Annotated in this window: 26 protein-coding genes; all 26 read right to left on the bottom strand. The window is 63.0% G+C overall.

Annotation, left to right across the window (positions count from 1 at the left end):
* Window positions 1-7: 7 nt before the first annotated feature.
* The 26 genes from YY7_RS0105025 to YY7_RS0104900 all read right to left on the bottom strand — a co-directional run bounded on the left by YY7_RS0105025 (window position 8) and on the right by YY7_RS0104900 (window position 26034).
* Window positions 8-1210 carry an acyl-CoA dehydrogenase family protein gene (locus YY7_RS0105025; protein ID WP_028162271.1) on the bottom strand — a complete coding sequence of 401 codons (1203 nt, stop codon included), beginning with the start codon at window positions 1208-1210 and terminating at the stop codon, window positions 8-10.
* A gap of 11 nt (window positions 1211-1221) precedes the next feature.
* On the bottom strand, window positions 1222-2157 hold the full coding sequence (locus tag YY7_RS0105020; protein WP_028162270.1) for a hydroxymethylglutaryl-CoA lyase: 936 nt from the start codon (window positions 2155-2157) through the stop codon (window positions 1222-1224).
* A gap of 12 nt (window positions 2158-2169) precedes the next feature.
* Window positions 2170-2964 carry an enoyl-CoA hydratase/isomerase family protein gene (locus YY7_RS0105015; protein ID WP_028162269.1) on the bottom strand — a complete coding sequence of 265 codons (795 nt, stop codon included), beginning with the start codon at window positions 2962-2964 and terminating at the stop codon, window positions 2170-2172.
* Entirely contained in the window at window positions 2954-4120 is a 1167-nt protein-coding gene (locus tag YY7_RS0105010) for a CaiB/BaiF CoA transferase family protein (RefSeq protein ID WP_035689334.1), read from the bottom strand. Before YY7_RS0105010 ends, YY7_RS0105015 begins: the two co-directional genes overlap by 11 nt.
* A gap of 74 nt (window positions 4121-4194) precedes the next feature.
* Window positions 4195-5004, bottom strand: a complete 810-nt coding sequence (locus YY7_RS0105005; protein WP_028162267.1) for an SDR family NAD(P)-dependent oxidoreductase — start codon at window positions 5002-5004, stop codon at window positions 4195-4197.
* Window positions 5001-6389: an MmgE/PrpD family protein gene (locus tag YY7_RS0105000; protein ID WP_028162266.1), complete on the bottom strand. Its 1389-nt coding sequence runs from the start codon at window positions 6387-6389 to the stop codon at window positions 5001-5003. The genes YY7_RS0105005 and YY7_RS0105000 overlap by 4 nt, the downstream gene beginning before the upstream one ends.
* The gene (locus YY7_RS0104995) at window positions 6389-7084 is read right to left on the bottom strand and encodes an ABC transporter ATP-binding protein (protein ID WP_245287198.1); all 696 of its coding nucleotides are present in this window, start codon (window positions 7082-7084) and stop codon (window positions 6389-6391) included. The genes YY7_RS0105000 and YY7_RS0104995 overlap by 1 nt, the downstream gene beginning before the upstream one ends.
* Window positions 7081-7806, bottom strand: coding sequence for an ABC transporter ATP-binding protein (locus YY7_RS0104990; RefSeq protein ID WP_051396552.1), 726 nt, complete (start codon window positions 7804-7806; stop codon window positions 7081-7083). The genes YY7_RS0104995 and YY7_RS0104990 overlap by 4 nt, the downstream gene beginning before the upstream one ends.
* A gap of 149 nt (window positions 7807-7955) precedes the next feature.
* Window positions 7956-8993 carry a branched-chain amino acid ABC transporter permease gene (locus YY7_RS50780; RefSeq protein ID WP_051396537.1) on the bottom strand — a complete coding sequence of 346 codons (1038 nt, stop codon included), beginning with the start codon at window positions 8991-8993 and terminating at the stop codon, window positions 7956-7958.
* A 3-nt stretch (window positions 8994-8996) separates the two neighbouring features.
* A complete protein-coding gene (locus tag YY7_RS0104980; protein ID WP_028162263.1) occupies window positions 8997-9863 on the bottom strand; it encodes a branched-chain amino acid ABC transporter permease in 867 nt (288 codons plus the stop codon).
* Between the two features lie 10 nt (window positions 9864-9873).
* On the bottom strand, window positions 9874-11061 hold the full coding sequence (locus YY7_RS0104975) for an ABC transporter substrate-binding protein (protein WP_155255043.1): 1188 nt from the start codon (window positions 11059-11061) through the stop codon (window positions 9874-9876).
* A gap of 411 nt (window positions 11062-11472) precedes the next feature.
* Window positions 11473-12408, bottom strand: coding sequence for a carbohydrate kinase family protein (locus YY7_RS0104970; RefSeq protein WP_028162261.1), 936 nt, complete (start codon window positions 12406-12408; stop codon window positions 11473-11475).
* Window positions 12399-14066: an FGGY-family carbohydrate kinase gene (locus tag YY7_RS0104965; RefSeq protein ID WP_028162260.1), complete on the bottom strand. Its 1668-nt coding sequence runs from the start codon at window positions 14064-14066 to the stop codon at window positions 12399-12401. Before YY7_RS0104965 ends, YY7_RS0104970 begins: the two co-directional genes overlap by 10 nt.
* 28 nt (window positions 14067-14094) lie before the next feature.
* A complete protein-coding gene (locus YY7_RS0104960; RefSeq protein WP_028162259.1) occupies window positions 14095-14868 on the bottom strand; it encodes an SDR family NAD(P)-dependent oxidoreductase in 774 nt (257 codons plus the stop codon).
* Window positions 14869-14881: 13 nt separating this feature from the next.
* Window positions 14882-15886, bottom strand: a complete 1005-nt coding sequence (locus YY7_RS0104955) for an ABC transporter ATP-binding protein (RefSeq protein ID WP_028162258.1) — start codon at window positions 15884-15886, stop codon at window positions 14882-14884.
* Between the two features lie 18 nt (window positions 15887-15904).
* Complete coding sequence (locus YY7_RS0104950) at window positions 15905-16735, bottom strand: carbohydrate ABC transporter permease (protein ID WP_028162257.1); 831 nt, start codon at window positions 16733-16735, stop codon at window positions 15905-15907.
* Between the two features lie 3 nt (window positions 16736-16738).
* Window positions 16739-17647 carry a carbohydrate ABC transporter permease gene (locus tag YY7_RS0104945; protein WP_051396536.1) on the bottom strand — a complete coding sequence of 303 codons (909 nt, stop codon included), beginning with the start codon at window positions 17645-17647 and terminating at the stop codon, window positions 16739-16741.
* Window positions 17648-17710: 63 nt separating this feature from the next.
* Window positions 17711-19024 (bottom strand): ABC transporter substrate-binding protein, encoded by a 1314-nt coding sequence (locus YY7_RS0104940; RefSeq protein WP_028162255.1) that lies wholly within the window; start codon window positions 19022-19024, stop codon window positions 17711-17713.
* Between the two features lie 158 nt (window positions 19025-19182).
* The gene (locus YY7_RS0104935; protein ID WP_028162254.1) at window positions 19183-20136 is read right to left on the bottom strand and encodes a sugar-binding transcriptional regulator; all 954 of its coding nucleotides are present in this window, start codon (window positions 20134-20136) and stop codon (window positions 19183-19185) included.
* A gap of 9 nt (window positions 20137-20145) precedes the next feature.
* Window positions 20146-20811 (bottom strand): HAD family hydrolase, encoded by a 666-nt coding sequence (locus tag YY7_RS0104930; protein WP_028162253.1) that lies wholly within the window; start codon window positions 20809-20811, stop codon window positions 20146-20148.
* 269 nt (window positions 20812-21080) lie between these two features.
* Window positions 21081-21950 carry an amidohydrolase family protein gene (locus YY7_RS0104925; RefSeq protein ID WP_028162252.1) on the bottom strand — a complete coding sequence of 290 codons (870 nt, stop codon included), beginning with the start codon at window positions 21948-21950 and terminating at the stop codon, window positions 21081-21083.
* Window positions 21951-21960: 10 nt separating this feature from the next.
* Window positions 21961-22353: a RidA family protein gene (locus tag YY7_RS0104920; protein ID WP_028162251.1), complete on the bottom strand. Its 393-nt coding sequence runs from the start codon at window positions 22351-22353 to the stop codon at window positions 21961-21963.
* A 23-nt stretch (window positions 22354-22376) separates the two neighbouring features.
* On the bottom strand, window positions 22377-23180 hold the full coding sequence (gene hpaH, locus YY7_RS0104915; RefSeq protein ID WP_028162250.1) for a 2-oxo-hept-4-ene-1,7-dioate hydratase: 804 nt from the start codon (window positions 23178-23180) through the stop codon (window positions 22377-22379).
* A 4-nt stretch (window positions 23181-23184) separates the two neighbouring features.
* Window positions 23185-24045 carry a fumarylacetoacetate hydrolase family protein gene (locus YY7_RS0104910; RefSeq protein ID WP_028162249.1) on the bottom strand — a complete coding sequence of 287 codons (861 nt, stop codon included), beginning with the start codon at window positions 24043-24045 and terminating at the stop codon, window positions 23185-23187.
* A 25-nt stretch (window positions 24046-24070) separates the two neighbouring features.
* Complete coding sequence (locus YY7_RS0104905; protein WP_035689269.1) at window positions 24071-25393, bottom strand: MFS transporter; 1323 nt, start codon at window positions 25391-25393, stop codon at window positions 24071-24073.
* Window positions 25394-25416: 23 nt separating this feature from the next.
* Window positions 25417-26034, bottom strand: coding sequence for a flavin reductase family protein (locus tag YY7_RS0104900; RefSeq protein WP_028162247.1), 618 nt, complete (start codon window positions 26032-26034; stop codon window positions 25417-25419).
* Between the last annotated feature and the right edge of the window lie 8 nt (window positions 26035-26042).

The raw sequence follows: 26042 nt of genomic DNA, 5'->3' as shown, positions 1-26042 counted from the left end.
CGCCTCCTCAATAGGATCGGGGAAGACCGAGCACGTGCTGCGCCACATAGGCGAGCACCATGTTGGTCGAGATCGGGGCCGTCTGGTAAAGTCTAACCTCGCGCCACTTGCGCTCGACGTCGTATTCCTGCGCAAAGGCGAAGCCGCCATGGGTCTGGAACGTCGTATCGGCCGCCTTCCACGTCGCTTCGGAGGCAAGCAGCTTGGCGATATTGGCATCGGCACCGCAGGGGCGGCCGGCCTGGAAGAGCGCCGCGGCGCGGCGGCACATCATGTCGGCCGCCTCAAGCTCGGCGTAGGCGCGCGCCAGCGGAAACTGAACACCCTGGTTCTGTCCGATGGGGCGGCCGAACACGCTGCGCTGATTGGCGTAGGCGACGCCCTTGTTGAGCAGCCAGCGCCCATCGCCGACGCATTCGGAAGCGACCAGGATGCGCTCGGCGTTCATGCCGTCGAGGATGTAGCGAAAGCCCTGTCCCTCCTCGCCGATCAAATTCTCCACCGGGACTCGCAGGTTCTCGATAAAGACTTCGGTGGTGTTGTGGTTGATCATCGCCTTGATCGGGCGGATCTCGACGCCATTGCCCTTGGCCTCGCGCAAATCAACGAGGAACACCGAAAGTCCCTCGGTACGACGCTTCGCCTGATCGAGCGGCGTGGTGCGTGCAAGCAGCAGCATGAGGTCGGAATAGAGCGCGCGCGAGGTCCAGATCTTCTGGCCATTGATGACGTAGACGTCGCCCTGGCGCTCCGCCCGTGTCTTGAGCTGGGTGGTGTCGGAGCCGGTATTGGGCTCGGTGACGCCAAAGGCCTGCAGCCGCAACTTTCCAGCGGCAATATCCGGAAGATAGCTGCGCTTTTGCTTCTCGCTGCCGTGACGCAACAGCGTGCCCATGATGTACATCTGCGCATGCGCTGGGCTCGCCGTACAGCCATTGGCATTGATCTCTTCGAGGATCACAGCAGCCGCGCGCAGCGGCAGGCCCGAGCCGCCGTATTCCTCCGGAATGAGGGCGCCGAGGAAGCCGGCCTCGGTCAGAGCGGCGACGAATTCGGCCGGATAGCCGCTGCGCTCATCGAGCGCGCGCCAGTATTCGCCGGGGAATCTTTCGCAGATTTTTCGGACCGTGCTGCGCAGCTCCGGAAAATCCTCGCCCACGACAACGGTGACTTCGGCCTCAGCCTGATGGGAAGTGTCGTGATAGTTCATGCAGTATCCTTTCAGACGGCAACCCTGGCAGGCGTGCGATAGGTCTTCGGCAATCCAGCGCGAGCGATGGCGCCGGAGAACCGTTCGCCCGGCAACCAGCTTTCGACCTCCCTGCGCAATGCAATCAGCGCTTCGACATCGGCGCCGGTATCGAAGCCGAGTTGCTCCAGCAGGAACACGGTGTCTTCGGTATCGATGTTGCCGGTCGCGCCGGGCGCGAAGGGACAGCCGCCAAGTCCCGCGAGCGATGCATCGAAGGCACGAACGCCGGCTTCGAGCGCGGCGGTGACGTTGGCGAGGCCGAGGCCCCGGGTATCGTGGAAATGACAGGCAACCGGAACGCGGCCGATAGCGGCGATCACCGCCTTCATCAACCGGCGGACCTGGCCCGGATCACCGTAGCCGACGGTGTCGGCGACGATGATCTCATCGGCTCCCATTTCGGCAAGCCGCACCGCGATCTCGACGACCCGCGCCTCCGACACCGATCCGGAAATGGTGCAACCGAAGGCCGTGGCAATCCCGGCGCCGAGCGCAATGCGCGCGCCGGCGTGTTGATCACGCGCTGCGACGATGCGGGCAAAATCCTGCAGCGACTCCTCGGTGCTGCGACGGACATTGGCGAGGTTGTGCTCCTCGCTCGCGGACAGCACATAGTTGACCTGCGCCAGATCCAGCGCCAATGCGCGCTCCGCACCGCGCAGGTTCGGCACCAGCACCGAAGGCCGGCAGCCGGTAATCGCGGTCGCGCCGCGCGCCACCTCCTCCGCATCGGCAAACTGAGGGATCACCTTTGGCGGCACGAAGGACGTCACCTCGATATCGTTGATGCCCGCCTCGACCATGCCCCGACACCAGGCGAGCTTGCGCGCACTTGGCAGGATCGCCTTCACGAGCTGCAATCCATCCCTCGGCCCAACCTCGCGAACATGAGCTCTCTCACGCATCTCGCGCCTCCATTACTTGCCGTGAAAGTTCGGCTTGCGACGCTCGTTGAACGCGAGGACGCCTTCGCGACGGTCCGACGTCGGAACCAGCCGGTTGTAGGCCTCGATTTCGAAAGCAAGACCGTCCGCAAGCGACATCTGCAGGCCGCGGTGGATCGCCTGCTTGGCCTGGCGCACCGAGATCGGACCATTGCCGGCGATCCGCTCGGCGATGGCCAGCGTTGCTGTCAGCAATTCGTCGGGCGGCAGCACGCGATTGACCAGTCCCCAGCGCTCCGCCTCCTCGGCCGAGAACGGCAGGCCGGAGAGGATGACTTCCTTGGCGCGACGTTCGCCGACAGCGCGCGGCAGGTTCTGCGTGCCGCCTGCCCCGGGCATGATGCCGAGCGTCACCTCCGTCAGCGCAAAGCGTGCGTTGGTCGCGGCGTAGACGAAATCGGCTGCGGCTGCGATCTCGCAACCCCCGCCATATGCGGCGCCGTTCACCGCTGCAATGACCGGAATCGGGCAAGCCAGGATCGCGCGCAGCATGCGCTCGAACACGAGATGCTGGGCCTGCCATGCATCATCCGTCATGCCGTTACGCTGCTTGAGATCACCGCCGGCGCAAAACGCCTTCGCGCCGCTGCCGGTCAGAACCGCGACGCGGAGTCCTTCGAGATCGACGGTCAGCCCTTCGAACAGCTCCGTCAGGTCGAGGCCCATCTGGGTGTTCATGGCATTGGCGGCGTCGGGCCGGTTCAAGGTAACCAGCAGGATGTGATTGTCCCGCCGTTCCGCCGTGATGGTTTCGAAATCACTTCGCATTGGCGGTCTCCCTGCTGGCGGATGTCCGAAGGATAGCGTTGTGCTGACCGAGTGTCGGAGCCGGCGTGCGCGCCCGAGGGCGGGCCCCGTTGAACGCGAGGGGAATGCCGACCAGGTCGATGTCGTCGTCATCGCAACGCACCGTCATGTCGAGCGCGCGGGTCTGCGGATGCTTGGCGACCTCATCAATGCCAAGCAGCGGCGCATTGGGCACCCCGGCGTCGTCAAGCAGCTTGCCGAGCGCCTCACCCGAATATCGCTGAACCGCGGCTCCAATCTGCGGCAAGAGCCGCTCGCGGTTGACGACGCGCGCCGCATTCGTGGCGAAGGCCGGATCGGACGCAAGCGCATCGAGCCCCAATGCACTGCAGAGCTTGCGGAACAGATTGTCATTGCCGGCGGCAATCATCAGCCAGCCATCGGATGCCTCGAAAGCCTGATAGGGCACGATCTCCGCCGTGCCCGAGCCGTAGGGCTTGCGCACTTCGCCGGATGCCGCGTAACCGGCGAGCGGCACGGTCATCCAGGCAAGGCCGGTCTCGTACAGCGACGTCGAGACAATCCGTCCTTCGGCGCCGCTCTTGCGCGCAACCAGCGAGGCGAGCAAGCCGATCACGGCCCACATGCCCGAGCCCATGTCGATCAGGGAAACGCCGACCCGCACCGGTGGCCGACCGCCCTCGCCCGTGACACTCATGATCCCCGTGCTGGCCTGCGCGAGCGGATCGTAACCCGGCTTGCTCGCGAGCGGCCCCTTGCTGCCGAACGCCCCAATGTCACACCAGATCAGCGCAGGCTTCTCGGCACGCAACGCCTCGGCCGTGAGCCCGAACTTGCTGAGAATGCCGGGCCGCAGATTCTGGATCACGGCGTCGGCTTGCGACAGAATGAGTGACTTCAACTCGCGGCATTCACGCGCATCGCTGAAGTCGATCGTGACGTCCTCCTTGCCGCGGTTGAGGCAATGGAAGGCGCTGGCGGTCTCGTTCCAGAACGGAGGCCCCCAGCCGCGCGCATAGTCGCCGCTCTTCGGGTTCTCGACTTTGATCACGCGCGCGCCGAGATCGGCCAGGATCAGCCCGGCGTAAGGCGCGGCCACGCTGTGACCGAGCTCCACGACGGTGATGCCTTTCAGCGGCTTGTCGATCTCGGCCATTGCGTTCTCCTCGATGGGATGCAGCATCCCCGTTTCGCCATCATCATTCCGTCCAAGCTTTCCGCCCCCACGCCTCAGGACTTGTCCATCGCGTTGTCCGCCACGAGCACCGCGCCGTTGACGAAGCTCGCCCGGTCCGACAGCGCGAACACGATCAGATTGGCGAGCTCTTGTGGCGTGCCCCAGCGCGTGTTGCGCATCGAATTGTTCTCCGACCAGCGCCGCCGTTCGGCCTCCCCTTCCTCGGCGCTGAGATTGCGCTTGGCGAGCTCGCGCTCCCATTTCGCGAACCGTTCCGGCGTGTTGACGAAGCCCGGAACCACGCAGTTGATGCGGATATTGTGTGGCCCGAATTCGTTGGCCATAATCTTGGAGAACCTGATCTCGGCCGACTTGGCCGGCCCGGTACAGGACGACAGGAAAGGCGGCATCGTCACCATGATGCCGGTCTCGCCCGAGACGTTGACGATGCTGCCGCCTTTCTGCTGGATCATGACGGGAATGATGCGCTGGCAGATGCGGAACTGGGCGAAGAAGTTGATCGCCATGCCGTATTGCAATTCCTCGTCGGTCACTTCGAGGAAGGGCTTGTAGGTGCCGGTGCCGGCATTGTTGACGAGGATATCGATGCGGCCGAGACGGTCGCGGGCGACCATCGGCAGTTGCTCGATCTGCTTCAAATCAGTCACGTCGAGCGACAAGGTCTCGACCTTCGCGCCCGTGGTCTTCTCAATGTCGGCGCGCGCCTCGGCGAGCGCGTCCTCGCGCCGTGCGCAGATGAGCACCTTGACGCCCTCTTCGGCCAGCAGCCGGCACGTCTCGAGTCCGATACCCTTGCTGCCGCCGGTGACGATGGCTGTCTTGCCTTCCAATCCGAGTTTCATCTGTTTTCTCCCTGAAACGAGGTGACACGATCGAGCAACGCGCGGATCGGCATCGCTCCGCCATTGCGCGCAGAGGCGAAGACCTCCGCGGCCAGCCGGCTTGCGGCGCCGGATGGAAATCCCGATCGCGCCATGCGGGCTTCGAACACTTCGGTAGCGCGCGCCTCATCCTGGAAGACCAATGTCCTGGGCGCTTCGCGCGCGGTGCGGCGATAGCGGCCGCCGTCATCCGTCTCGACCTCGACGGTTGCATCAAGATGTGTCCCGACATCGTCAGGCAGCACTGTCGTCTTCTCGACCAGTGCCAGGATCTCCGGATCCCGCTGGTGTTCGGCGCCCATCTCGTAGTCGAGCCGGCCGTAGCGGAGCATGGCGGCGACCGCGAAGGCGGTGCTGGCCTGCGTCTGAACGATGCTCGTAAATGGTCCCTTGAACGATGTTCCGGGATACTCGGTGTAGGGACGCCAGATCGTCACCGTGATCCGCCTGGTGAGCGCAAGGTCGATGCCGTCGCGGTTTAGCAGGCTGGCTGCAATCACAGCGGACATGTTATCGCCGAGCGTGGCGAACGGTTTGGCCATGACGCCGATCATCGTCGCGGGATCGGGATTTTTCAGCCAGGTCTCGGGCGTGCGGTCGAGGCCACCAAGTGAGCGCAGAAAACCCTTCGGCCCTTCCAGCGCATCGGGTGCACCCTGCACGCCGCGCGCGGCGAGGCCAGCGGCGATGAACCCGCCGTGAGCGGCGCGCCCATTCTGCACACGCCATTCGTCGGATCCGCAGCGCACCGGCTCAAGCGTACCTCCTGTCGTGGAAGCCGCAATCGCGACCGCGCTCGTGGCTTTCGACGGGTCGAGACCAAGCGCTGCGGCACCGGCGGCGGCCGCGGCTATGGTGCCAAAGGTCGGACTGGTGCGCACGCCTCGCCCGATCAGACCGCGCGCAACGCTCTCGCCGGCGCCGAGCCATTTCAGCGTGGCATATCCGGCCGTGAGCGCATTGAGGACGACCCGCAACGGCGCGTCGCGCGCCTCGCCCAAGCACACGACGACCGGCGAGATCAACGATCCTGGATGGGTCCATGAATCGTGGTTGGTATCGTCCTGGAAATGCGCATGGACGGCAATGCCATTGGCAAGCACCGCTTCGGACAGTGGTACGTGTTTGCCGCTGGCCCAGATCCGCGCACTTCGCGAGCTAGGTGCGACATCCGTCGTCATCGCCCGCGCTGCCGTGGCCGTCGGTTCGTCCCGTGACGCCAAAGCAAGTCCAAGTGAATCGAGCAGGCAGATCGCCGCCTTCACCGCGATCTCGGCCGCGAGTTCTGCTTCAGCCGCCGACGCGACAAAGGCGCCAAGACGCGTTGTTGCATTGATTTGAGCCATTACAGATACTCCTCGGCCAACGCGACATCGCGTATTTCGGCCACCGAGCCACTTCGCCTGATCTCGCCGCCGCGCATCACATAGCCGCGCGTCGCAAGCTTGAGCGCCGGCCGCGCCATTTGCTCGGTCATGAGGATCGTGGTGCCACGCGCCTGCATGTGGCGGATCGCCTCGCTGATCCGCGCGATCCACACCGGCGCAAGGCCGAGGAAAGGCTCATCCAGCAGCAGCAGCTTGGGAAACGAACTCATCGCCCGGGCCAGAGCCACGATCTGCTGCTGGCCGCCGGACAACTGTCCCGCCGGCTGGGCCGCGCGTTCCCGCAGCATCGGAAAGAGGCCGCAGAGCCAGTCCCAGGCTTCGCGTTGTGCGGCACGGCCTCGCCCGCAGGCACCGCTCAGAACGTTGTCGGCGACCGACATGGTCGGAAATACGCGGCGGCCTTCCGGCGAATAACCCATGCCGGCCCGCGCCCTGCCATCGCATGCGAGCGCGCTGATGTCCCGGCCTGCAAAACGCACCGTGCCGCGCGCAGCGCCGGCAAGACCGATGACGGCATTGATCAGGCTTGATTTGCCTGCTCCGTTGGCACCCACCAGCAGGACTGTTTCGCCCTCCGCAACTTCGATCGAGACCCCCCGCAGCGCCGTGATGCCGCCATAGCGGACTTCGAGATTTTGTACCGCGAGCATCATGCTTCTGCCTCGTCCATCGTCCCGAGATAAGCGTCGATGACGTCCTTGCGCGACAGCACTTCTGTTGGCGAGCCCTCGGCCAGCACGCGGCCGGAATCCAGCACCAGGATCTTCGGGCAGAGCCTGCGCACCAGATCCATGTCGTGCTCGACGATCAGAACGCCGCACCCCAACTCCGTTACGGCATGACGGACGAAGGCATCGATACGCAGGCGCTCGCGCCGTTCAAGACCGGCGGCCGGTTCATCCAGCAGCAGCACTTTCGGCCGCACCGCGCAGGCAAGCACGAGGCCGAGCATCTTCTGCAATCCGTAAGGCAGCTTGTCGCTTTGCTCGTCGAGGTGTGCGGCAAGCTCGAATTCATCGATCAGCGGCGTGATGGCTTGCCACGCGTGCTCTCCGCCATTGCTGAAGCGCACCGCGCGCGAGATATTCTCGCGCACCGTGGCCGTGCGGAACGTATTGGTCTGCTGAAAGCTGCGCACGATCCCCGCGCGGCTCACGGCATGGAGTGGCTTTCCAGTCATGTCGCGGCCGCCGAGCAGGACGCGGCCGCTGGTTGGCGGAAGCATGCCGCAGATCACGTTGATCAAGGTGGTCTTGCCGGCACCGTTGGGGCCAATCACGCCGAGCACCTCTCCGGGCGAGATCGAGAAGCTCACGTCGTTGAAGACGTGCAGTCCGCCGAAACGCTTGCAGATGTCGGTGACCTCGAGACGCATCGATGAGTTCGCGATGCCAACGACAGATTCGCGTCGGTCGAGCCGCGGTCCCATGACACCAAGGACATCGCCCGGGGGCATTACAAACCCTTCGCCGAAACGGCTCTCGGTTCGTGCCGCTTCTCTGGGAAGCGGCTCTCTGCTCCTCGTCATGGCTGCGACTCCGTGGCGGCCGGGGCCCCCAGGGCGCCGGAGCCAGGGTTGATGGTGGATCGGCGGAGAACGCGCGAACTTAAGAACAGGAGAAACCGAGACACGGTGCCAACGATGCCCTCTCGCGCCGCCAGCACCACGACCACGATGAGGAATCCGAACAGGAGCTGGGAAAATTCACCGCGCAGCGCAAAGATTTCTCCTGCCCAGATCAGCAAGGCCCCGCCGACGAGCGGCCCGAGCATGGTGCTCTTGCCACCGATGATCGTGTAGGCGATGTAGTTCACCGATGAGAGTGGACTGAACGAGGTCGGATGCGCGGTGAGCAGCATGTTGACCAACGCAAAGCCAGCGAGCCCGGAGACACCGCCCGCGATCGCAAAGCCGAATGCCTTGTGGTGCCAGACGACGAGCCCGAGAGATTGCGCCAGCAACTCGTTCTCTTCGATCGCCGCAAAATGCTGACGCAAGCGGCGAGTGACCGCGGCCGTGATCAGCGCACCGGCGAGCGCCAGGCCGGTCGTGACCAAGAGCACCGCACGATTATCGCCGAGTTCGATCCCGAAGAAGGTCACGGCGGGCATGCCGACCAGACCGTTGGCTCCTCCAGTCCAGCCCGGCATCTCGAACAGCACGAGCTGTGTGATCTCGGTGAGGACGAAGGTGACCAGCACGAAGTAGACGCCTGTGAGACGGAGCACCAGCGCACCCAGCGGCAAAGCAAACAGCGCCGGCACCACGAAACTGGCAATGCCGAGCAGCAGAACATCCGTGACGCCATGGCGGAGACCGAGGATCGCCGCGGTATAGCCTCCGATCGCCATGAACGTGGGCACTGCAAAGGTCATCAGGTTCATGCGCAGCATGATGTAAACGCTGAGCGCAGCGGTGACCCCAATCAGGATCTGATTGGCCAGCGAGTAGACTGCGGGGTTCTGGCTGATCCAGGGGATGAAGGCAGCGGCGATGATGACAACGCTTGCCGTCTCGGCAATGGAGCCGCTGCGCGCGGCGCCAAGATCAATGCTTGCCATGGCTCACGCTCCACGTACTCGATGGCCGAACAGGCCGGACGGCCTGACCACCAACATGATGAGGACGAGCACGAACAATGCGAGAGCGCCCTTCGATCCTCCGAGATAGACCGCCGAGAACGCTTCCACCATGCCGACGAGAAAGGCCGCAACCGTTGCACCGCCAATGCTTCCGAGACCACCAAGAATGACAATGAGGAACGATGTCGCCAGCACGGGATCGCCGACATGCGGTGCAAGCGAGAGGATAGGCGTGACCAGCGCGCCGGTGAGACCCGCAAGCCCGGTGGCCAGCGCGAACGCTGTCGGAAACAAAAGCTTTGGACGCAGTCCCTGCGCCGTGGCGACGGAGCGGTCGTCAGCGAGCGCACGCAAGGCGCGGCCGAAGTCGGTGTAGTAAATCAGGGCATAGATCGACAGGATACCCACCAGGCAGACGGCAAGGACCACGAGATTCTCGATCGGGACGTAGAAGCCGTGCCCGCGCAGGACGCCCGTCAGGGGAAAGCTGAATGCAGGCGACTGCGGTCCAAAGATCACCAGAAGGCCGCTCGACATCATCAAATAGAGACCGAGCGTCAGCATCAGTGTCGCCAAGTGATCGTCGATCACGTGATCGAGGACGAAACGCTCGAAGAGATAACCCAGCGCCGTCGTGCCGAGCGCGGCGGCGATCACTGCCAGCGCATAGGGCAGACCAAGATAGGTCACCGCCGAATAAGCGAGATAGCCTCCGAGCACGTAGAATCCGCCATGGGCGAAATTGACCACGCCGAGAATGCCGAAGATCAGGGTGAAGCCGAGGGCGAGCAGCGCATACTGCGCGCCCAGGCTGATGCCGATGAGGCCGGTGGCGACGATGCCTTCCACAGGAACTCCGCTACTTGCCCGTGGCCGCTTCGACCGGAACGATCGGCTGCAATTTTCCGTCAGTGACCAATCCCACGCCGAAGGGGAACGATAGCTCATGGTTGATGCCGAAGAATTCCTTGCCGATCCAATGTCCTGAACCGACATTTGGATCGTCCACGGGCAATGCACGGAGAGCCTGAGCCACCTTTTCGGTGTCGGTGATCGTACCCGCTTTCGCGATCGCCTTTAGGACCATGCGAGTGCCGGACACCCACTGGAAAAACAAATTGTTCTCAGGCCGCTCGGTGCCGAACAGCTTCTTGTATTCGTCGGCGATCAGTTGGACCTTCTCGTCGACCAGAACCGGCTCGTACCAATAGAAGTCCTTCAGCACGGGGTCGCCGCCGGCAACCCGCGAGATCTCGCCATAGCCTGGGCCACCGAGGCGCCCGATCGGTCCTTCGAACCCGGCTTGGCGCAATTGCTTGACCATGATGCCGGCGTCGCCGGGCGGCGAGGACGCGAGATCCACGGCCTCCGGTTTTGCGTTCATGATGCGCGTCACGATCGGCGCAAAATTGGTGGTGCCGCGCTGGTAGTACTCCTCAGTCGCAGCGATACCGTTCTTCTTGTAGGCGTCCGCATCGACGCTTGCGATATCCGTGCCCCCCTGGTCGTTCGGAGCAACGAGGACAACGCTCTTGATGCCGAATTTCTGCTTGGCGATCTTGATGATCGGATCGGCCCATCCCGACGGACCAGGGCCGACATGGAACACCAACGGCCATTGCGGACCCAGCGCATCCTTGGCGTAGCCATTGCCCATCACCAGCATCGAATTGCGTTTGGCGATGGGCTTCAGCCCGGTGAGTTCGGGTGAACCGATGGGACCGATGATAAATTTTACGCCCTGCCCCGCGAGCGTATTTGCTGCCGCGGCGGCGCCCTCTGCGGTGTATTTGCTATCGATCGCAACGACACTGACTTGACAGGGCGCGCCGTCGATCTTGACCAGGCCGTCGCGATTGGCCTCCGCAGCGGCGAACTCCGCCGCGCCCTTGAGGGCGAGTCCCCACTGCGCAGCCGGCCCGGAAAGCACACCGACGACGCCCAGTTTGAGCTCCGGTCCGGCGGCGAGCGCGGACGGCCCGCACACGACACTCGAAGCGCTGATTGCGGCGCCGGCCAACAGCAAGTCACGACGCGTTATCTTCATTTCCACCCTCCGATATGGATCGTTTCATTTATTTTTGCTTGTTTTTCTGCCAGCGCGTGTTGCGAGGCGCGCGACACTTAGCTTCGCGCAGTCGCGTCACCCCACCAGAGGATGGACGCAACATTCAAACAATATATTGATTTTGCTTTGTAATTATTCCAGCTTGGCCGCTTGAGCGAAGTCTGCACCCAGCCCGAGCGTCGGCGTCCCTTCCCTCTGATTGTTCTTTCAGCACTTGGTTAGAGACTATGTGCCGTTATGGACGGCCTGTCAATGAAACGATTTAACAAAACCATGAGGGTTGGCTCACCGGTGGCATAACGTCGATTATTGGCCGCGCGTATCTTTCGAGCGTCGCGATGTTTATTGCGGTCGCCTAAGCCGCCTTGCACCTAGAGGCGCCCAACGCCTCTAACACGTCCAAGCAACTTCGTTGCTGCGGGGCGGATCTGCCCCAACCCGCGTGCAGGTCAGCGCAGCGCAACTGCAGGCAAATGCCAGCGCGCAGCGAAGCTCGTTCGCGTTGGTGTCCCTCAGTCCGCTCCTGCCGAGTCTACCCTGCTTATGCAGCGCAAACAGCAGCGCGGCCTGAAAGCTGTCGCCTGCGCCGATCGTGTCCACGACGGTGATCGCGGGTGACCCGACTTCGATGGCACCGGCCGCCGAATGCCAGGCCTGGGCTCCCTTCGTTCCGCGCGTGACGACAAACAGGCTGCCGCCTCCAGCCAGGAACTCTTCCGCCTTCGCTGCGTAAGCCTCTTTCCCGTAGAGATAGTCGAAGTCAACGTCCGACATGCGAACGATGTCCGCGCTGTCGACAAACCCGTCCATGCGCGCGAGATAGGCTGTCTTGTCCTTGACCAGATTGGGCCTGCAGTTCGGGTCGAACGAAATCGTCGCCGATGATTTGGCATCGGCGACCATCGCGGCGGTTTCCGCGGCTCCCCTCTCGTTGACCAGCGTCGTTGAGCCGATGTGGACGGCCTCGATCGTCTCGAACGGAATTTTGCCGTGCGAATAGGTCCATTCCCGGGTGGCCGTCTCCGCGTCATAAAACGCATATTGCGACTCGCCCGCGACCATTCGGACGAAAGCAAGCGTGGTCTGGCGATCGCTGCGGGTGGCATAGCGAAGGTCGACGCCGGATGCGGCGGCGTGGTCGGCGATCATGCGGCCGAACAGATCGGTCGAGACGCCACCGACAAAGCCGGTCGGCGCGCCAAGCCGCGCCAGTCCGACCGCAACGTTGAGGCAAGACCCGCCGACTGCCGGTCGTACCGCTTCGTGACCGTCTGCGGTCGTAACCGGCACAAAATCGATCAGCGCATCGCCACAGCTCAGCAGCATCGTTCGCGACCTTTCGAGATGATCTCAAAACCGCGCATCGCCTCACGGCTTCCGCGATCAAGCCCGCGCAACAACCTGTAGACCTCGCGCTTTCGGCGGTGGAATTCTTCCATGCCCGGCGCGGCCGGCTCGGTCAGGCGACCGAGCGCCGACATCGCGGCCATGGTCTCGCCGAGCGAGGCATAGGCGCCGGCAGCGACGGCGCCGAGCATGGCCGCGCCGAGCAGAACCGGCTCCGCCGTTTGCGGTAGTGCCACCGTGAGGCCGGTCGTATCGGCCATGATCTGCCGCACCAGCGGGCTCCTTCCTGCGCCGCCGCCCATGACGATCAGCTTGCTGTTGACCCCCTGCGCCTTGAAGGCATCGATGACGTCGGCGAGGCCATAGGCGAGCCCGCACAACCCCGCCACGAACAGACGCTCCATCGCGCAGATATCCGTATCGAGATCGAGGCCGGCAATGACGGCGCGTGTATCGGGATCGGCATAAGGCGAGCGGTTGCCGAGGAATTCCGGCAGCACATGAAGGTCGCGCGCCAGCAGCGCCGCCCTGCTCGCCTGCCCAGCACGGGCCATGATCCGCTCCTCGAGGATCTGGATGATCTCCACGCCGTTGCGCCTTGCCGCGTCGCTTGCCTCGATGTAGGCGGGATGGGAGCGGATCAAATAATCGATCGCAGCACCCGCCGCCGATTGTCCGCCTTCGTTGAGCCAGAAGCCGGGCACCATGCCCGAGTAATACGGTCCCCACACGCCGGGTACAAAACAGGGATCGACCGTTGTCGCCATGATGCAGGCGGAGGTCCCCATGATGTAGGCGAGGCGATCGCAGACATCGACTTCAGCACCCGATGCGTCCCGGCCGCCGATCGCGCCGAGCCCGCCGGCGTGCGCATCGATCAACGAGGCGCCGACCGGCGTCCCCGGTCTCAGCCCGAAATCTCGTGCCGCCTGTTCGGTCAGGCCAAGCCCCAGCCGCGTTCCAGGAGCGACGATCTCGGTGCCGATCCTGCGATATTCGTCCTCGACGAATTCCTGCAAGCCCACGCGCTGAAAATATGGCGCGCTCCAACGCCCTTCATGCGCGAGGTAGTTCCACTTGCAGGTCACCGTGCAGGTCGAGCGCGCGAGCGACCCTGTCGCGCGCCACGAGAGGAAGTCGGCCAGGTCGAAGAAATGCCCGGCGCGATCAAAACTGTCGCGCAAGTGCCGCTTCAGCCAGAGCAGCTTCGGCATCTCCATCTCGGGCGAGATGGAGCCGCCGACATAGCGCAGCACCTCATCCTGCTTATCGTTGATCAGCCGCGCTTCCTCGATCGCGCGATGATCCATCCAGACGATGACATTGCGCTGCTTGTCGCCGGATGTACTCACCGTCAGCGGTCCGCCATGCCGATCGAGGGCGACCAGCGAGCAGGTCGCGTCGAAGCCAATGCCCTTCACGAGCTCCGGCGATATCGCGGCTACTGCCATCGCGCTGCGGACGGCCGAGACGCTGGCCGCCCAGATGTCTGACGACGACTGCTCTACAATGTCGCCTGCCTCGTGCCAGACCGCGATCGGGTGTTTTGCAGTTGCGAGCAGGACTCCGTTTTCGTCGAAGATGCCCGCGCGCGTGCTGGAGGTTCCGACGTCGATGCCGATGAAGGCTTGCCGCATGTTCGCTCCCGTCAGTTTTGACGCAAGCTTACCAGCAAGTATAGCCACCATCGACAAGAACGATGCTTCCGGTCATGAGGCTGGCCGCTTCCGATGACAGGAACAGGACCACAGAGGCGATCTCCTCCACCTGCCCCATCCGCGCCATCGGGGTGCCGCCGATCCAGGCGTCGTACATGCGGCGGTTGTCCTTCACGAATGCGTTCAGGGGCGTCTCGATGTAGGTCGGCGCCACCGCGTTGACGCGCACGCCGCGCGCGCCCCATTCGGCTGCGAGCGATTTGGTCAGATGGTGCACCGCAGCCTTGGAGGCGTTGTAGTAGCACTGCTCCTGCGGCTTATTGACGATGAAACCGGACATCGAGCCGATATTGACGATATTGCCCGTCCGCGCCTGAAGCATGTGCTTGCCGAAGGCGCGGCAGCACCAGAAGGTGCCGTTGAGATTGACGTCGATGACATTCAGCCAGTGCTCGTCGGTCACGGTTTCGGCCGGAGTCTCGCTGCGCGCGATGCCGGCATTGTTGACGAGGACATCGACCCGGCCGTAGCGAGCGACGAGTTCGTCGGCAATCTCGGTAACGCGCCGTGAATCCGTCACGTCCACGACCGCGACCTCGGCCTGATAGCCCTTCCCGCTCAAATAGGCACCCGCTTCGCCGGCTACCGCCGCATCGCGATCGGCAATCACAACCCTCGCGCCGGCCTCGGCCAGCGCCTCGGCACAGGCGAGGCCGATCCCCTGCCCGCCCCCGGTTACGACTGCGGTCTTGCCGGGTAGTTTGAATTTTTCCAGATACATCTTGGTCTTCCTGTTAAGCCCGCAGCGATTTTCCGCTTTCATCGAACCGATGCAGGCGGCCGGGATCCGGCGACAGCAGGACACGGTCGCCGGCGCTCAAATCGAGCTCGCCAACGTGGCGCGCGGTGAGTGTTCCGATTGCGCCAGCGTCGACATAGAGAAAGGTGTCGCTGCCGAGATGCTCGGCGACCATGATGCTTCCCGGCCATCCCTCGCCGTCGCGCGCGATTTTCAGGTGCTCGGGGCGAACGCCAATGGTGGCCGCGTCATGGCGGCCTGCGACCTCGCCGGAGATGAAGTTCATTTTCGGCGAGCCGATGAAGCCGGCGACGAACAGATTGGCCGGCTTTTCGTAGAGTTCGAGCGGCGTCCCGTATTGCTCGATCTTGCCGCCATTGAGCACCACAATCTTGTCCGCCATTGTCATCGCCTCCACCTGGTCGTGCGTGACATAGATGGCCGTCGTGCCAAGCTGCTTCTGCAGCCGCGTGACCTCCAGGCGCATCTGCACGCGCAGCGCGGCGTCGAGATTTGACAGCGGCTCGTCGAACAGAAACGCCTTCGGCTCACGGACGATGGCCCGCCCGATCGCGACGCGCTGGCGCTGGCCCCCCGACAATTCGCGCGGCTTCCTGTCGAGATACGGCGTCAGATTAAGGGTTGCTGCCGCGGCCTCCACCTTCCGGTTGATCTCGGCTTTCGGCAGACCCGCCATCTTCAGGCCGAAGGCGATGTTGCCGCGCACGCTCATATGCGGATAGAGCGCATAGGATTGGAAGACCATCGACAAGCCGCGCTTGGCAGGCGGAACGTCAACGACGTTCTTGCCGTCGATCAGGATATTGCCGCCGCTGACGTCCTCGAGCCCGGCGATCAGGCGGAGAAGAGTGGTCTTGCCGCAGCCGGAGGGGCCGACGAAAACGACAAAGGAACCATCCGAGATATCCAGATCGGCGCCCTTGATGATGTGAACGGGCCCGAACGATTTCTGGACATTCTGAAGCGTGATCTGACCCATGGCTCCAGCCTTTCCGTTTTACTTGACCGCGCCAAAAGTCAGGCCGCGGACGAGCTGGCGCTGGCTGAACCAGCCGAGCACCAGGATCGGCGCGATCGCGAGCGTGGAAGCGGCCGAGAGCTTGGCCCAGAACAGCCCCTCGGGACTCGAATAGGACGCGATGAACACGGTCAGCGGCGCGGCCTGCAGCGTCGAGAGGTTCAACGTCCAGAACGCCTCGTTCCAGGCGAGGATCAAATTCAAGAGCAACGTTGATGCAAGCCCCGGTACGGCCATCGGCGTCAGCACATAGACGAGTTCGCGGCTGATCGTTGCTCCGTCCATGCGTGCGGCTTCGAGGATGTCCTTCGGGATTTCCTTGAAATAGGTAAACAGCATCCAGATCACGATCGGCAGATTGCCGAGGCAGAGGATGAAGACGAGACCAGTCAAAGTATCGAGCAAGCCGAAATCGCGGTAGATCAGATAGATCGGCACCAGCACGCCGACCGGCGGCATCATCTTTGTCGATAGCATCCAGAGCAGCACATCCTTGGTGCGTTTGGTCGGCGAGAACGCCATCGACCACGCGGCGGGAATCGCAATCAGCAGCGCGATCAGCGTCGAGCCGCCTGCCACAATGATGGAGTTGAGCGCATGATGGACATAGTCGCTGCGCTCCTGCACGGCGGCATAATTTTCCGTGGTCCAGTGAAAGAACAGGAATTTTGGCGGTATGGCGAAGGCGTCGAGTTCGGTCTTGAAGCTCGCCAACACCATCCACAGGATCGGGAAGAAGATCAGGAAGCCGACCAGCCACGCCGCAATGGTCGAGACCGCCACATGCCTGCTTGTTGCCATCCGCGCCATGCGTCAGGCCTCCAAATTCCGGCCGACGATCCTGACCAGGAAGAAAGCCACGATGTTGGCGATTACCACTGCCACCAACCCGCCCGCCGAGGCACCGCCGACATCATACTGGATCAGCGCCTGCGAATAGATCAGGAAGGCGATGTTGGTGGTCTGCAATCCCGGCCCTCCGCCGGTGGTGACGAAGATCTCGGCGAACACGGTCAGAAGGAAAATCGTCTCGATCAGGATCACGACAGTGATCGGTCGGGCCAGATGCGGCAGCGTGATGTAGATGAAGGTCGACAGCGCGCCGGCGCCGTCCATCTCAGCCGCCTCCTTCTGCTCCTCATCGAGAGATTGCAGCGCTGTCAGAAGGATCAGCGTTGCAAACGGCAGCCATTGCCAGGAGACGATCAGGATGATTGCGAATAGCGGCACGTCGTTGAACCAGTCGATCGATGGCGCGCCGAACAGCTTTGCGATCCAGGCGAACAGGCCAGACACCGGATGCATCAGAAGGTTCTTCCAGATCAGGGCGCTGACCGTCGGCATCACGAAGAATGGCGCGATCACCATCAGCCGCACGATGTTGCGGCCGATGACCGGCTGGTCGAGCAACAGCGCGAGCGGAATTCCAAGCAGGATGGTCAGTCCAAGCACGGACCCGACCAGAACCAGTGTGTTCTGCAGCGAAGCGAGGAAAGCCGGATCGGTCAGGAAATAGCGAAAATTCTCAAAGCCGACGAACTGCGCGGATTCGGAGTCGAGCAGATTGTAACGCAGCAGCGAGAAATAGATCGTCAGCGCCAAGGGGACGATCATCCAGATGAACAGCAGCGCGACCGCTGGCGTCAGCAGCATCCGTGCGAGCAGTTGCGTTTGTCGGGTCCCGGTTCCCGTTTCCGTCGACTGCAAAGCCGGTGCAGCCATCCGGTGCAAGCTGCCGGATGGCTGCGAAGGGCTTAGCTCGGGAGTCTGAGCCAAGGGAGCCACCTATTTGATGTAGCCGGCGCGCTTCATTTCCCGCTCCGTCGACGCCTGCGCCGCCGACAACGCCGCGTCCACGCTGGTCGAGCCCGACAGCGCCGCGGAGAACTGCTGGCCGACCGAGGTGCCGATGCCCTGGAATTCCGGGATCGCCGCATACTGCACGCCAACGTAAGGCACCGGTTGCACCGTCGGCTTGTTCGGATCGGCGGCATCGATCGACGCCAGCGTCAATTTGGCGAACGGCGCGACTTTCAGGTAGTCAGGGTTCTGGTATAGCGACGTTCGCGTACCCGGCGGCACGTTGGCCCACCCCTCCTTCGACGCAACCAGTTTTGCGTAGTCCTTGCCGGTCGCCCAGGCGATGAACTTTTCTGCGGCCTCGACCTTCTTGGAGCCGGCGGGAATCGCGAGGTTCCAGGCCCACAGCCAGTTCGCGTTCTTGCCAAGCCCGGCGTTCGGCGCGAGCGCAAAGCCGACCTTGTCGGCGACCGTGGAGTCCTTTGGATTGGTCACAAACGACGCCGCAACCGTTGCGTCGATCCACATCGCGCATTTGCCGGCATTGAACAGCGCCAGGTTTTCGTTGAAGCCGTTCGAACTGGCGCCGGGAGGCCCCGCCTCCTTCATCAGATCGACATAGGTTGCCAGTGTCTTCTTCCATTCGGGCTTGTCGAACTGCGGCACCCACTTCTCGTCGAACCAGCGTGCACCGTAGGAATTGGCCATGGCGGTGAGAAACGCCATGTTCTCACCCCAGCCGGCCTTGCCACGCAGGCAGATGCCGTAAACGCCGGCCTCCTTATCGGTCAGCTTCTTGGCCGCACTGATCACGAAATCCCAGCTCGGATTTTCCGGCATGGTAAGCCCGGCCTTCTGGAACAGGTCGGTGCGATACATGGTCATCGAGCTTTCGCCATAGAACGGCGCCGCATAAAGCTTGCCGGAGACGGACACCGCGTCCTTGATCCTCGGCAAGAGATCGGCGACGTCGTAATCGGCACCGAGCTTGTCGAGCGGCACCAGCCAGTTCTTCTTGGCCCAGATCGGCACCTCATAGGTGCCGATGGTCAGGACGTCGAACTGGCCGCCCTTGGTCGCGATATCGGTGGTGACGCGCTGGCGCAGCACGTTCTCCTCAAGCGTCACCCATTTGACCGTGATGTCCGGATTCTTGCTGGTGAAGTCGCTCGTCAATCCCTGCATGCGGATCATGTCGCCGTTGTTGACGGTGGCAATCGTCAGGGCGGTCTGGGCGAGTGAGGGAGTTGAGAGCAAGAGCGCAGCCGCGCCCAGAAGGGCGCCATGGACGTTTTTCACGGTAACCTCCCATCATCGCGTTTGAGCATATGCCCACGCGTTGGGCGTATGTTCACATCAACGTTTCAGCTTGTCAAGCTGACGCACGCGATCCGGCTGCCCGCAGCGCCGGAGAGAAAATCCGTTTTGTTCAGGAAGGCACGACGATCGTGCCGCCGCTATCGATCGAGGATAGCCCGGGCCGTTGCTTCGTCGGTGATGAGACCGTTGACGAGGCGCCCAATCAGCGCGGCGCTAATCGCCGGAACCTTGGCCTGCCCGATCGCCGCGGCGATCGTAGTGGTCCGCGCCGGCACCTGCGGGGGGATACTGGTCAACCGCTTGTTCGTGCCCCCCTTGATGAGCCGGCCCTTGGCGTCATAGGCCCAACCCGTGACTTCGCCGATGGCGCCAAGCCGCATCATCTCGAACAGCTCTTCGCGGCTGACGAAGCCGTCAACATGCACCTGGGCCTTCTGGTCCATCTGACCGATGCCGATGAGACGCAGGTCGGCTCTCGCAGCAATCGCCTGGATCTTGGCGATTGGCTCGATCCGGTTCATGCGGTTGCGCTCGTCTTCCGTCGACATCAGGAATGGCAGAGGCATCGGATAGTGGCGGGCACCGGTGCGATCGGCAAGGCGTCCCACCGTATCGAAGAAACTCGCCGAGCCGTCCGCCGAGATGTTTCCGACCAGCGAGACGATCTGGTGATTCGGCCGCTCGATCGGCGTGACTCGCTCCACTGCAGCGCGCACCGCGCGCCCGGTGCCCAATGCGACAATGACCGGGGTTTCCAGGCGCAGGGTCGAGTCCAGCAGGTTGGCGCAACGTTCCGCGATGCCGGCAGTGGAATGCGGCGATGCCGGGTCCGACGGCACCACCTCGCAGTGAACGAGATCGAAGCGATCCTTGAGCTTCGACGCCAGTTCCATGCATGCGGCGATAGGATGTTCGAGGCGGAAGGTGATCAGGCGTTCTGCGAGGCAAAGCGATACCAGACGCTGCGCGGACGCGCGCGAGACCTGCAGCATCTTGGCGATCTCATCCTGCGTATGGCCGGCGATGAAATAGAGCCAGCCGGCGCGCGCGGCGTCGTCAAGACGGGATTTCTCGTTCTCCAGTGCTGCCATGAAAGCCCGCTATCTTTCGTCCCAGAAGTCCGCCATCCGGTCAAAGACACGATCTGCGCCGGCATCGCGCAGCTTGCTATGCTGATCGCCAGACTGGTAGTGACTGCCACCGATAAAGCCCCATACGGTCATGCCGGCGGCCTTTGCTGCGGTCACGCCGCTTACACTGTCTTCGATGACAAGCGTGCGCTGGGGCGCGGCGCGCATCTGCGCAGCCGCATAGAGAAAAAGGTCGGGGGCCGGCTTGCCGCGCGCCACCATCTGCGCCGTGTACACCCTGTCGCCGAAATGCGGCGCCAGACCGGTCAATGCCAGCGAAAGCGATACCCGGTCGAGATCGCTGGACGATGCAACACAAAACGGCATTTGCAGGCTGGAGATCAATGACCCCACTCCAAGGACAGGCCGCAGCGAACGCCTGAACCGTTGCAGCACCCGCGCCTTCAACGCGACCAGAAAGTTCTCGGGAACGAGGCGTTGGTCCGCCTGGTAGTGTTGCAGGATGGCCGTCGTGCTGCGGCCAAGAAACAGTTCGAGGGCATCGTCCCTGCTGAGCTCGATGCCGAATTCGCCAAGGACCTCTGACAGGCACTGACAGCTCAATATCTCGCTATCCACGAGGACGCCGTCGCAGTCGAAGATGACCAGATCAGGCTGCAGGAGGCTGGGTTTCATCCCACAATAGGATCATATGCTCATCAGTTGAGCAATAGCCCAACGATCCATCTGAGGCGGCACAGCAATGTGTCCGCTCCGGGATAGAGTTCAAGCAGCCGGATCCTTTTCGCAAACCCTGCTCGACTTGCCCTGTTACCCCAAAGCGCACGTGACTCGCTTACCGCGCCGTTGACTGTGAAGCACAACGCCAGGAGCGCGGCGACCGCCAGATCGGCGGGCGCAACCACGCGTGGCAGATCGTAAGCAGGATACCCCGAGGCCGAGCTCTAGAATCCGAATAGTTTTGCCGGATTGTGAACAAGGATCTTTTCCAAGGTCGTCTCGTCAGGCGCATACTTGTACATGAGTTCGAGAAGATCGGCGTCGTTGGGCGGCTGCACGACCGAAACCGGATGCGGCCAGTCGGTGGCCCAGATGCAGCGGTCCGGCGCGGCCTCGATATAGGTGCGCGCGATGGGAATGACATCTTCCCAGGGCGGACCGGCCTTCGAGGTCTTCTCCCCGAGCGACAGCATGACCCAGAAATTGCCCTTCGACAGCAGCTCAAGCATCTTCTGCAGATTCGGATCGTTCTTGCCGCGGGTCGGGTCGGGACGCGCCATGTGATCGATCAGCACCGGCACGTCGAGCGATTGGTACTTCTCGACGCTGGAGATGATGCCGTCCTTCTCCGGCTGGATCTTGACGTACCAGCCGAGCTCGCGGATGCGCGCGATCGCCCGCGCAAAATCCTTGTCCGACAGCACGGCCCCTAGTTCCTGCCGGAAACTGAAGCGCGCGCCGCGGACCCCTGCCTCATGCAACTTGGCGAGGTAGGCATCATCGGCTTCGGCGAACACCAGCGCGTTGGCACAGCCGCGATAGTTCGGGCCCATTGCCGCGAGACCATCGAGCACGACAGTGTGGTCCGCGCCATAGGTCGTGGTCTGCACGATCACGCCGCGCTCGATCCCGAGCGCCTTGTGCACCCGCAGCGCCGCCTCCCACGTTGCGGTCGGCATCTGATAGGCAGCGCCCGGACGTACCGGATATTTCTCCAGCGGCCCCAGCACGTGAAACTGGCTGTCGACAGTCTTTGGCGGCGGCAGTTTCGAAGGCCGGCGCGGATTTGGATCGAAGGGCAAGTAGGTCGGCACGGCAAACTCCTTAGTCAATCACGGCGGTGAAATCGCACTGAACCAGCGCACCGCCTTCCATGTCCATCGGCAGCGCATGACGCGCGGGGCGTGAGTGCTCGTCGGGAAACATCTTCAGCCACTCGGCGTTGACAGGCCCGCGCTGCGAACGGTCCTTGAGCCAGACCGTCATCTTGATGATGTCGTCGGTGCTGCCACCGGCGGCCTCGACGGTCGCCTTCATATGCGCGAACATGTTGGCGCATTGCGCCTCCAGGCTCTCCGGCATCGCTCCGGTCGCGGGATCGCGGCCGAGGATAACGCCGGACATCACGAGATTGCCGATGCGAGAGGCGTTCGGGATCGGATTGGCGTGCTTAAAGCCGCCGATGTGGACGCTTCTGCGCCGTGCTTGACCGGTCATCGCTTTCCCTCTGCTGGTCTGGTTCAGACAAATTGGCAGGACACCGAGCCGAATGGTCCGTAATCGGCGTGGAAGGTATCTCCGCGGCGGATATCGACCGGTCGCGTGAACGATCCGGCGAGCACGACTTCGCCGGCACCCAATTGCTCGTCATGCGGTGCCAGGCGATTGGCGAGCCAGGCGATGCCGTTGGCCGGATGGTTGAGCACGCCGGCGGCAAGTCCGGTCTCCTCGACCTGTCCATTGCGGAACAGCAGCGCGCCGATCCAGCGTAGATCCGCCTCGAGCGGCCGGAACGGACGGCCGCCGAGCACGAGAGCGGCATTGGCGGCATTGTCCGAAATCGTGTCCATGACCTTACGGGTCTGGCCGGTCTGGGGATCGACGCGATGCATGCGGGTCTCGAGGATTTCGAGCGCGGGCGTCACGTAATCGGTGGCGTTGAGCACGTCGAAGATGGAGCAGTCCGGGCCGCGCAGCGGCGCCTTCAGCACGAAGGCAAGCTCGACCTCGATCCGCGGCGCATGGAAGCGATCGAACGGAATCGCGCTCGCATCCGGATAGAACATGTCGGCGAACAGCACGCCATAATCGGGTTCGGCGATGCCGACCGCATTCTGCATCGCTTTCGAGGTCAGGCCGATCTTGTGGCCCTTGATGACGCGGCCACGATCGAGCTGCAGACGCGTCCAGGCGCGCTGGATCGCATAGGCATCCTCGATCGTGAGATCCGGATGCTCGCGCGTGAACATGGTGATGAGTGTCTTGGTCCGTTCGGCCTCGTCAAGCCGCTCTGCGAGGTGCCGGATGATGGAGGGATCGAGCATGGCGCTATTGCTCCGCAACCACCGCGTTGCGCAGCACGCCGATCCGCGACGACTCCACCTCGACCACATCACCGGGTTTGAGCCAACGCGGCGGATCGAACCGGGCGCCGGCGCCGGTCGGCGTACCGGTCGCGATCATGTCGCCGGGCTTCAGGGTCGCAAATGTGGAGAGATAGGCGATCAGGAAATCGAACGGGAACATCAGCCGCTCGGTACTGTCCTGCTGCCTGACCTCGCCATTGACGCGGGTGATAATGTCGTGCGGTCCTCGCGGATCGCATTCATCCGACGTCACAATCCAGGGGCCGATGCTGCCGGAGCGATCGAAATTCTTGCCCTGCGTGACGTTGAACTTGCCATGATGCAGCCAGTCTCGCACACTGCCCTCGTTGCACAGCGTCATGCCGAAGATATGCGAGAAGGCGTCTTCACGCGCGATGTGCCGACCCTGCTTGCCGATCACGATGACCAGTTCGCCCTCATAGTCGAGTTGGTCGGAGACTTTCGGCTTCTCGATCCCCTGCCCCGATCCGACCACCGACGAGGAATTGCGTACGAACAGGCTCGGATATTTCGGCAGGTCCGAGTTGTCCTTGTATTCGGCGTTGCGGTCCTTGTAGTTCACGCCAATGCACCAGAACTTTTCCGGCGCCAATACTGGCGGCAGCAGCGTCAATTCGTCCAGCGCATGATCGGGACGCTGGCCGGCCGAAGCCTGTCGGGCCGACGAAAGGCCATCGCGCGCGATCAGCGTCTTCAGATCGGGAAATTCTGCGCCGATCCGTACCGTCAGATCGACGACCCCACTGTCATCAGCCACACCATAATGTGGCTGGCCATTCACGAGATAGCTCAATAGTCGCATCGCATGCTTTCCTTCGGCGAGAGTTTCACGCGGTCTGACCGCTACGCTGGGCACCGGCGGCCGCCAGTTCGCGCCCGCGCGTCTCGGGCAAGGACAGGGTCATCGCCAGGAAGATGACGATGGCGGGCACGGCGATCATCATGCCGAACGCAAGCTGGCCACCGAACCAACCGGCCGCCAGCGGAACGACGATCGGCGCAAAGCTGCCGATGCCGCGGCCCGCCATGTAGATGAAGGATACCGCGGTCGAGCGCACTTCGATCGGATAGATTTCCGACAGCCAGGTGCCGACCACGCCGAGCGCCGAGTTGCCGATCACGAAGGCGATGTAAACCCAGAACATCGGGAAGCCAAACAGACTGCCGGCGAACCTGTCATGCGCAAAGACATAGAGGCCGCAGGCCATCGCGCCCCACGCAAGACCCGGCAACAGCGCGCCGAACCGCCGGCCGAAGGCGTCGTTGAGCAGGCCCATGCTGATATACGAGCAGCCGCCGACGACGGAGGCGATCACCGAGATGTTGCGCACGACTTCAGGCGGTGCACCGAGCGACTTCTGCATCAGTGTCGGCATGAAGACGACGATCCCGTAGTAGCAGAACATGTAGGCCATCATCCACGCCAGGCACATCAGCGAGATCGGCAGCAACCGGCCCCGGAACATCAGCAGCATCGTATTGGTGGTCTTGACCTTTCGCTCGACCAAGCCGCTCTTGCGCGCGCGATCGAACTGCAGCCACGCCTTGGATTCCGGCATGAAGAAGCGGATGAAGATCATCAGCAGGATCGGCGAGCCACCGGTCAGGAGCGCAATACGCCATCCCCATTCCACGCTGAACGACGTGGTGGCCCAGACCCCGATGATCGAGGCGCCGGCGCTCGCGACGACCGCGCTGCCCTGGATGAAGGCGCTGCCGATGCCGCGGCGATCCTTGTTCCAGGCCTCATTGAACAGCACCATGCCGGCGCCCCATTCGCCGCCGAGCCCGATGCCGGTGATGAAGCGGAGCAATGCCAGGCTCCAATAGTCCCAGGCGAACGCCGATGCGATCGACCCGGCGGCGAACACGCCGAGCGTGAGCTGCAGTGCCTGCTTGCGACCAATGCGGTCGCCGAGCCAGCCGAATAGCGCTCCGCCGATCACCGACCCGATCAAGGTCAGGCTCGTCACGCTCGCGACCTGGGTCAGCGAAATGCCTAGCGACGACTGTATCGAGCTCATCAGGAACGGCATGATGAGCACGTCGTAGAGATCGAGCGCAAAGCCCAGCATGCAGGAGAAGATGATCGCGGCGCGCTCGCCGGTCGTGTAGCTGCCGATTGCGGAAAGCGAGGATTGTTCGGTCATATCTGTCTTACTGGTATACGATCTCAATCGGTCGACTTCGGTGCCTGGAACACGGCGCGCAGGGTGACGATCTCTCCGAGCCGGGCATAACGTGGGCCTGCGATACGCGCGATCGGATCAAGCGCCTCGGTTTCCACCTTGCCGTTGTTCACGAGCCCATCCCGGAGATGGAACATCAGGACCTCGCCGACAATCAGCCGGCTGCGAGCCTCGCCGAATTCGAGACATTGGTGAAACCGGCATTCCATGGCGACCGGCGGCGCGGCGAGCCGCGGCACCTTGATGCGTTCGCTCGGCACGGTCTCGAGCTTGAGCAATTCGACTTCGCTCACCTCGGGCGGATGCTCGACCGAACTCTCATGCAATGCCGTCATCAGCGGCGAGTCGGCGATGTGAATGACGTATTCTTCGGCATCGAGAATATTATGCGCGGTGTCCTTGTAGACGCCGGCCTTGCGGCCGATGCTGATGGCGAGCATCGGCGGCTTCTGCGAGACAAAGGTGAAGGCGCTGAAGGGGGCGAGATTGAGCACACCTTTGCGCGACATGCTGGTCACCCAGGCGATCGGCCGCGGCACGACGATGCCGGTCATCAGCCGGTAGATGCGTTCCGCGCCGAGTTCTGAGGGGTCAATCTGCATGCTGCCTC

It is taken from the genome of Bradyrhizobium elkanii WSM2783, assembly GCF_000472865.1.
In the GTDB taxonomy this organism is placed as follows: Bacteria; Pseudomonadota; Alphaproteobacteria; order Rhizobiales; family Xanthobacteraceae; genus Bradyrhizobium; species Bradyrhizobium elkanii_A.
This window is presented reverse-complemented; position numbering and strand designations above follow the sequence as displayed.

Excerpts from the sequence above, each read along its gene's own strand:
- YY7_RS0105025 (WP_028162271.1), bottom strand. The coding sequence starts at position 1,210 with ATGAACTATCACGACACTTCCCATCAGGCTGAGGCCGAAGTCACCGTT.
- YY7_RS0105020 (WP_028162270.1), bottom strand. The coding sequence starts at position 2,157 with ATGCGTGAGAGAGCTCATGTTCGCGAGGTTGGGCCGAGGGATGGATTG.
- YY7_RS0105015 (WP_028162269.1), bottom strand. The coding sequence starts at position 2,964 with ATGCGAAGTGATTTCGAAACCATCACGGCGGAACGGCGGGACAATCAC.
- YY7_RS0105010 (WP_035689334.1), bottom strand. The coding sequence starts at position 4,120 with ATGGCCGAGATCGACAAGCCGCTGAAAGGCATCACCGTCGTGGAGCTC.
- YY7_RS0105005 (WP_028162267.1), bottom strand. The coding sequence starts at position 5,004 with ATGAAACTCGGATTGGAAGGCAAGACAGCCATCGTCACCGGCGGCAGC.
- YY7_RS0105000 (WP_028162266.1), bottom strand. The coding sequence starts at position 6,389 with ATGGCTCAAATCAATGCAACAACGCGTCTTGGCGCCTTTGTCGCGTCG.
- YY7_RS0104995 (WP_245287198.1), bottom strand. The coding sequence starts at position 7,084 with ATGATGCTCGCGGTACAAAATCTCGAAGTCCGCTATGGCGGCATCACG.
- YY7_RS0104990 (WP_051396552.1), bottom strand. The coding sequence starts at position 7,806 with ATGCGTCTCGAGGTCACCGACATCTGCAAGCGTTTCGGCGGACTGCAC.
- YY7_RS50780 (WP_051396537.1), bottom strand. The coding sequence starts at position 8,993 with ATGGCAAGCATTGATCTTGGCGCCGCGCGCAGCGGCTCCATTGCCGAG.
- YY7_RS0104975 (WP_155255043.1), bottom strand. The coding sequence starts at position 11,061 with ATGAAGATAACGCGTCGTGACTTGCTGTTGGCCGGCGCCGCAATCAGC.
- YY7_RS0104970 (WP_028162261.1), bottom strand. The coding sequence starts at position 12,408 with ATGCTGCTGAGCTGTGGCGATGCGCTGATCGATTTTGTGCCGGTTACG.
- YY7_RS0104965 (WP_028162260.1), bottom strand. The coding sequence starts at position 14,066 with ATGCGGCAAGCCTTCATCGGCATCGACGTCGGAACCTCCAGCACGCGC.
- YY7_RS0104960 (WP_028162259.1), bottom strand. The coding sequence starts at position 14,868 with ATGTATCTGGAAAAATTCAAACTACCCGGCAAGACCGCAGTCGTAACC.
- YY7_RS0104955 (WP_028162258.1), bottom strand. The coding sequence starts at position 15,886 with ATGGGTCAGATCACGCTTCAGAATGTCCAGAAATCGTTCGGGCCCGTT.
- YY7_RS0104950 (WP_028162257.1), bottom strand. The coding sequence starts at position 16,735 with ATGGCGCGGATGGCAACAAGCAGGCATGTGGCGGTCTCGACCATTGCG.
- YY7_RS0104945 (WP_051396536.1), bottom strand. The coding sequence starts at position 17,647 with ATGGCTGCACCGGCTTTGCAGTCGACGGAAACGGGAACCGGGACCCGA.
- YY7_RS0104935 (WP_028162254.1), bottom strand. The coding sequence starts at position 20,136 with ATGGCAGCACTGGAGAACGAGAAATCCCGTCTTGACGACGCCGCGCGC.
- YY7_RS0104930 (WP_028162253.1), bottom strand. The coding sequence starts at position 20,811 with ATGAAACCCAGCCTCCTGCAGCCTGATCTGGTCATCTTCGACTGCGAC.
- YY7_RS0104920 (WP_028162251.1), bottom strand. The coding sequence starts at position 22,353 with ATGACCGGTCAAGCACGGCGCAGAAGCGTCCACATCGGCGGCTTTAAG.
- hpaH (WP_028162250.1), bottom strand. The coding sequence starts at position 23,180 with ATGCTCGATCCCTCCATCATCCGGCACCTCGCAGAGCGGCTTGACGAG.
- YY7_RS0104910 (WP_028162249.1), bottom strand. The coding sequence starts at position 24,045 with ATGCGACTATTGAGCTATCTCGTGAATGGCCAGCCACATTATGGTGTG.
- YY7_RS0104905 (WP_035689269.1), bottom strand. The coding sequence starts at position 25,393 with ATGACCGAACAATCCTCGCTTTCCGCAATCGGCAGCTACACGACCGGC.
- YY7_RS0104900 (WP_028162247.1), bottom strand. The coding sequence starts at position 26,034 with ATGCAGATTGACCCCTCAGAACTCGGCGCGGAACGCATCTACCGGCTG.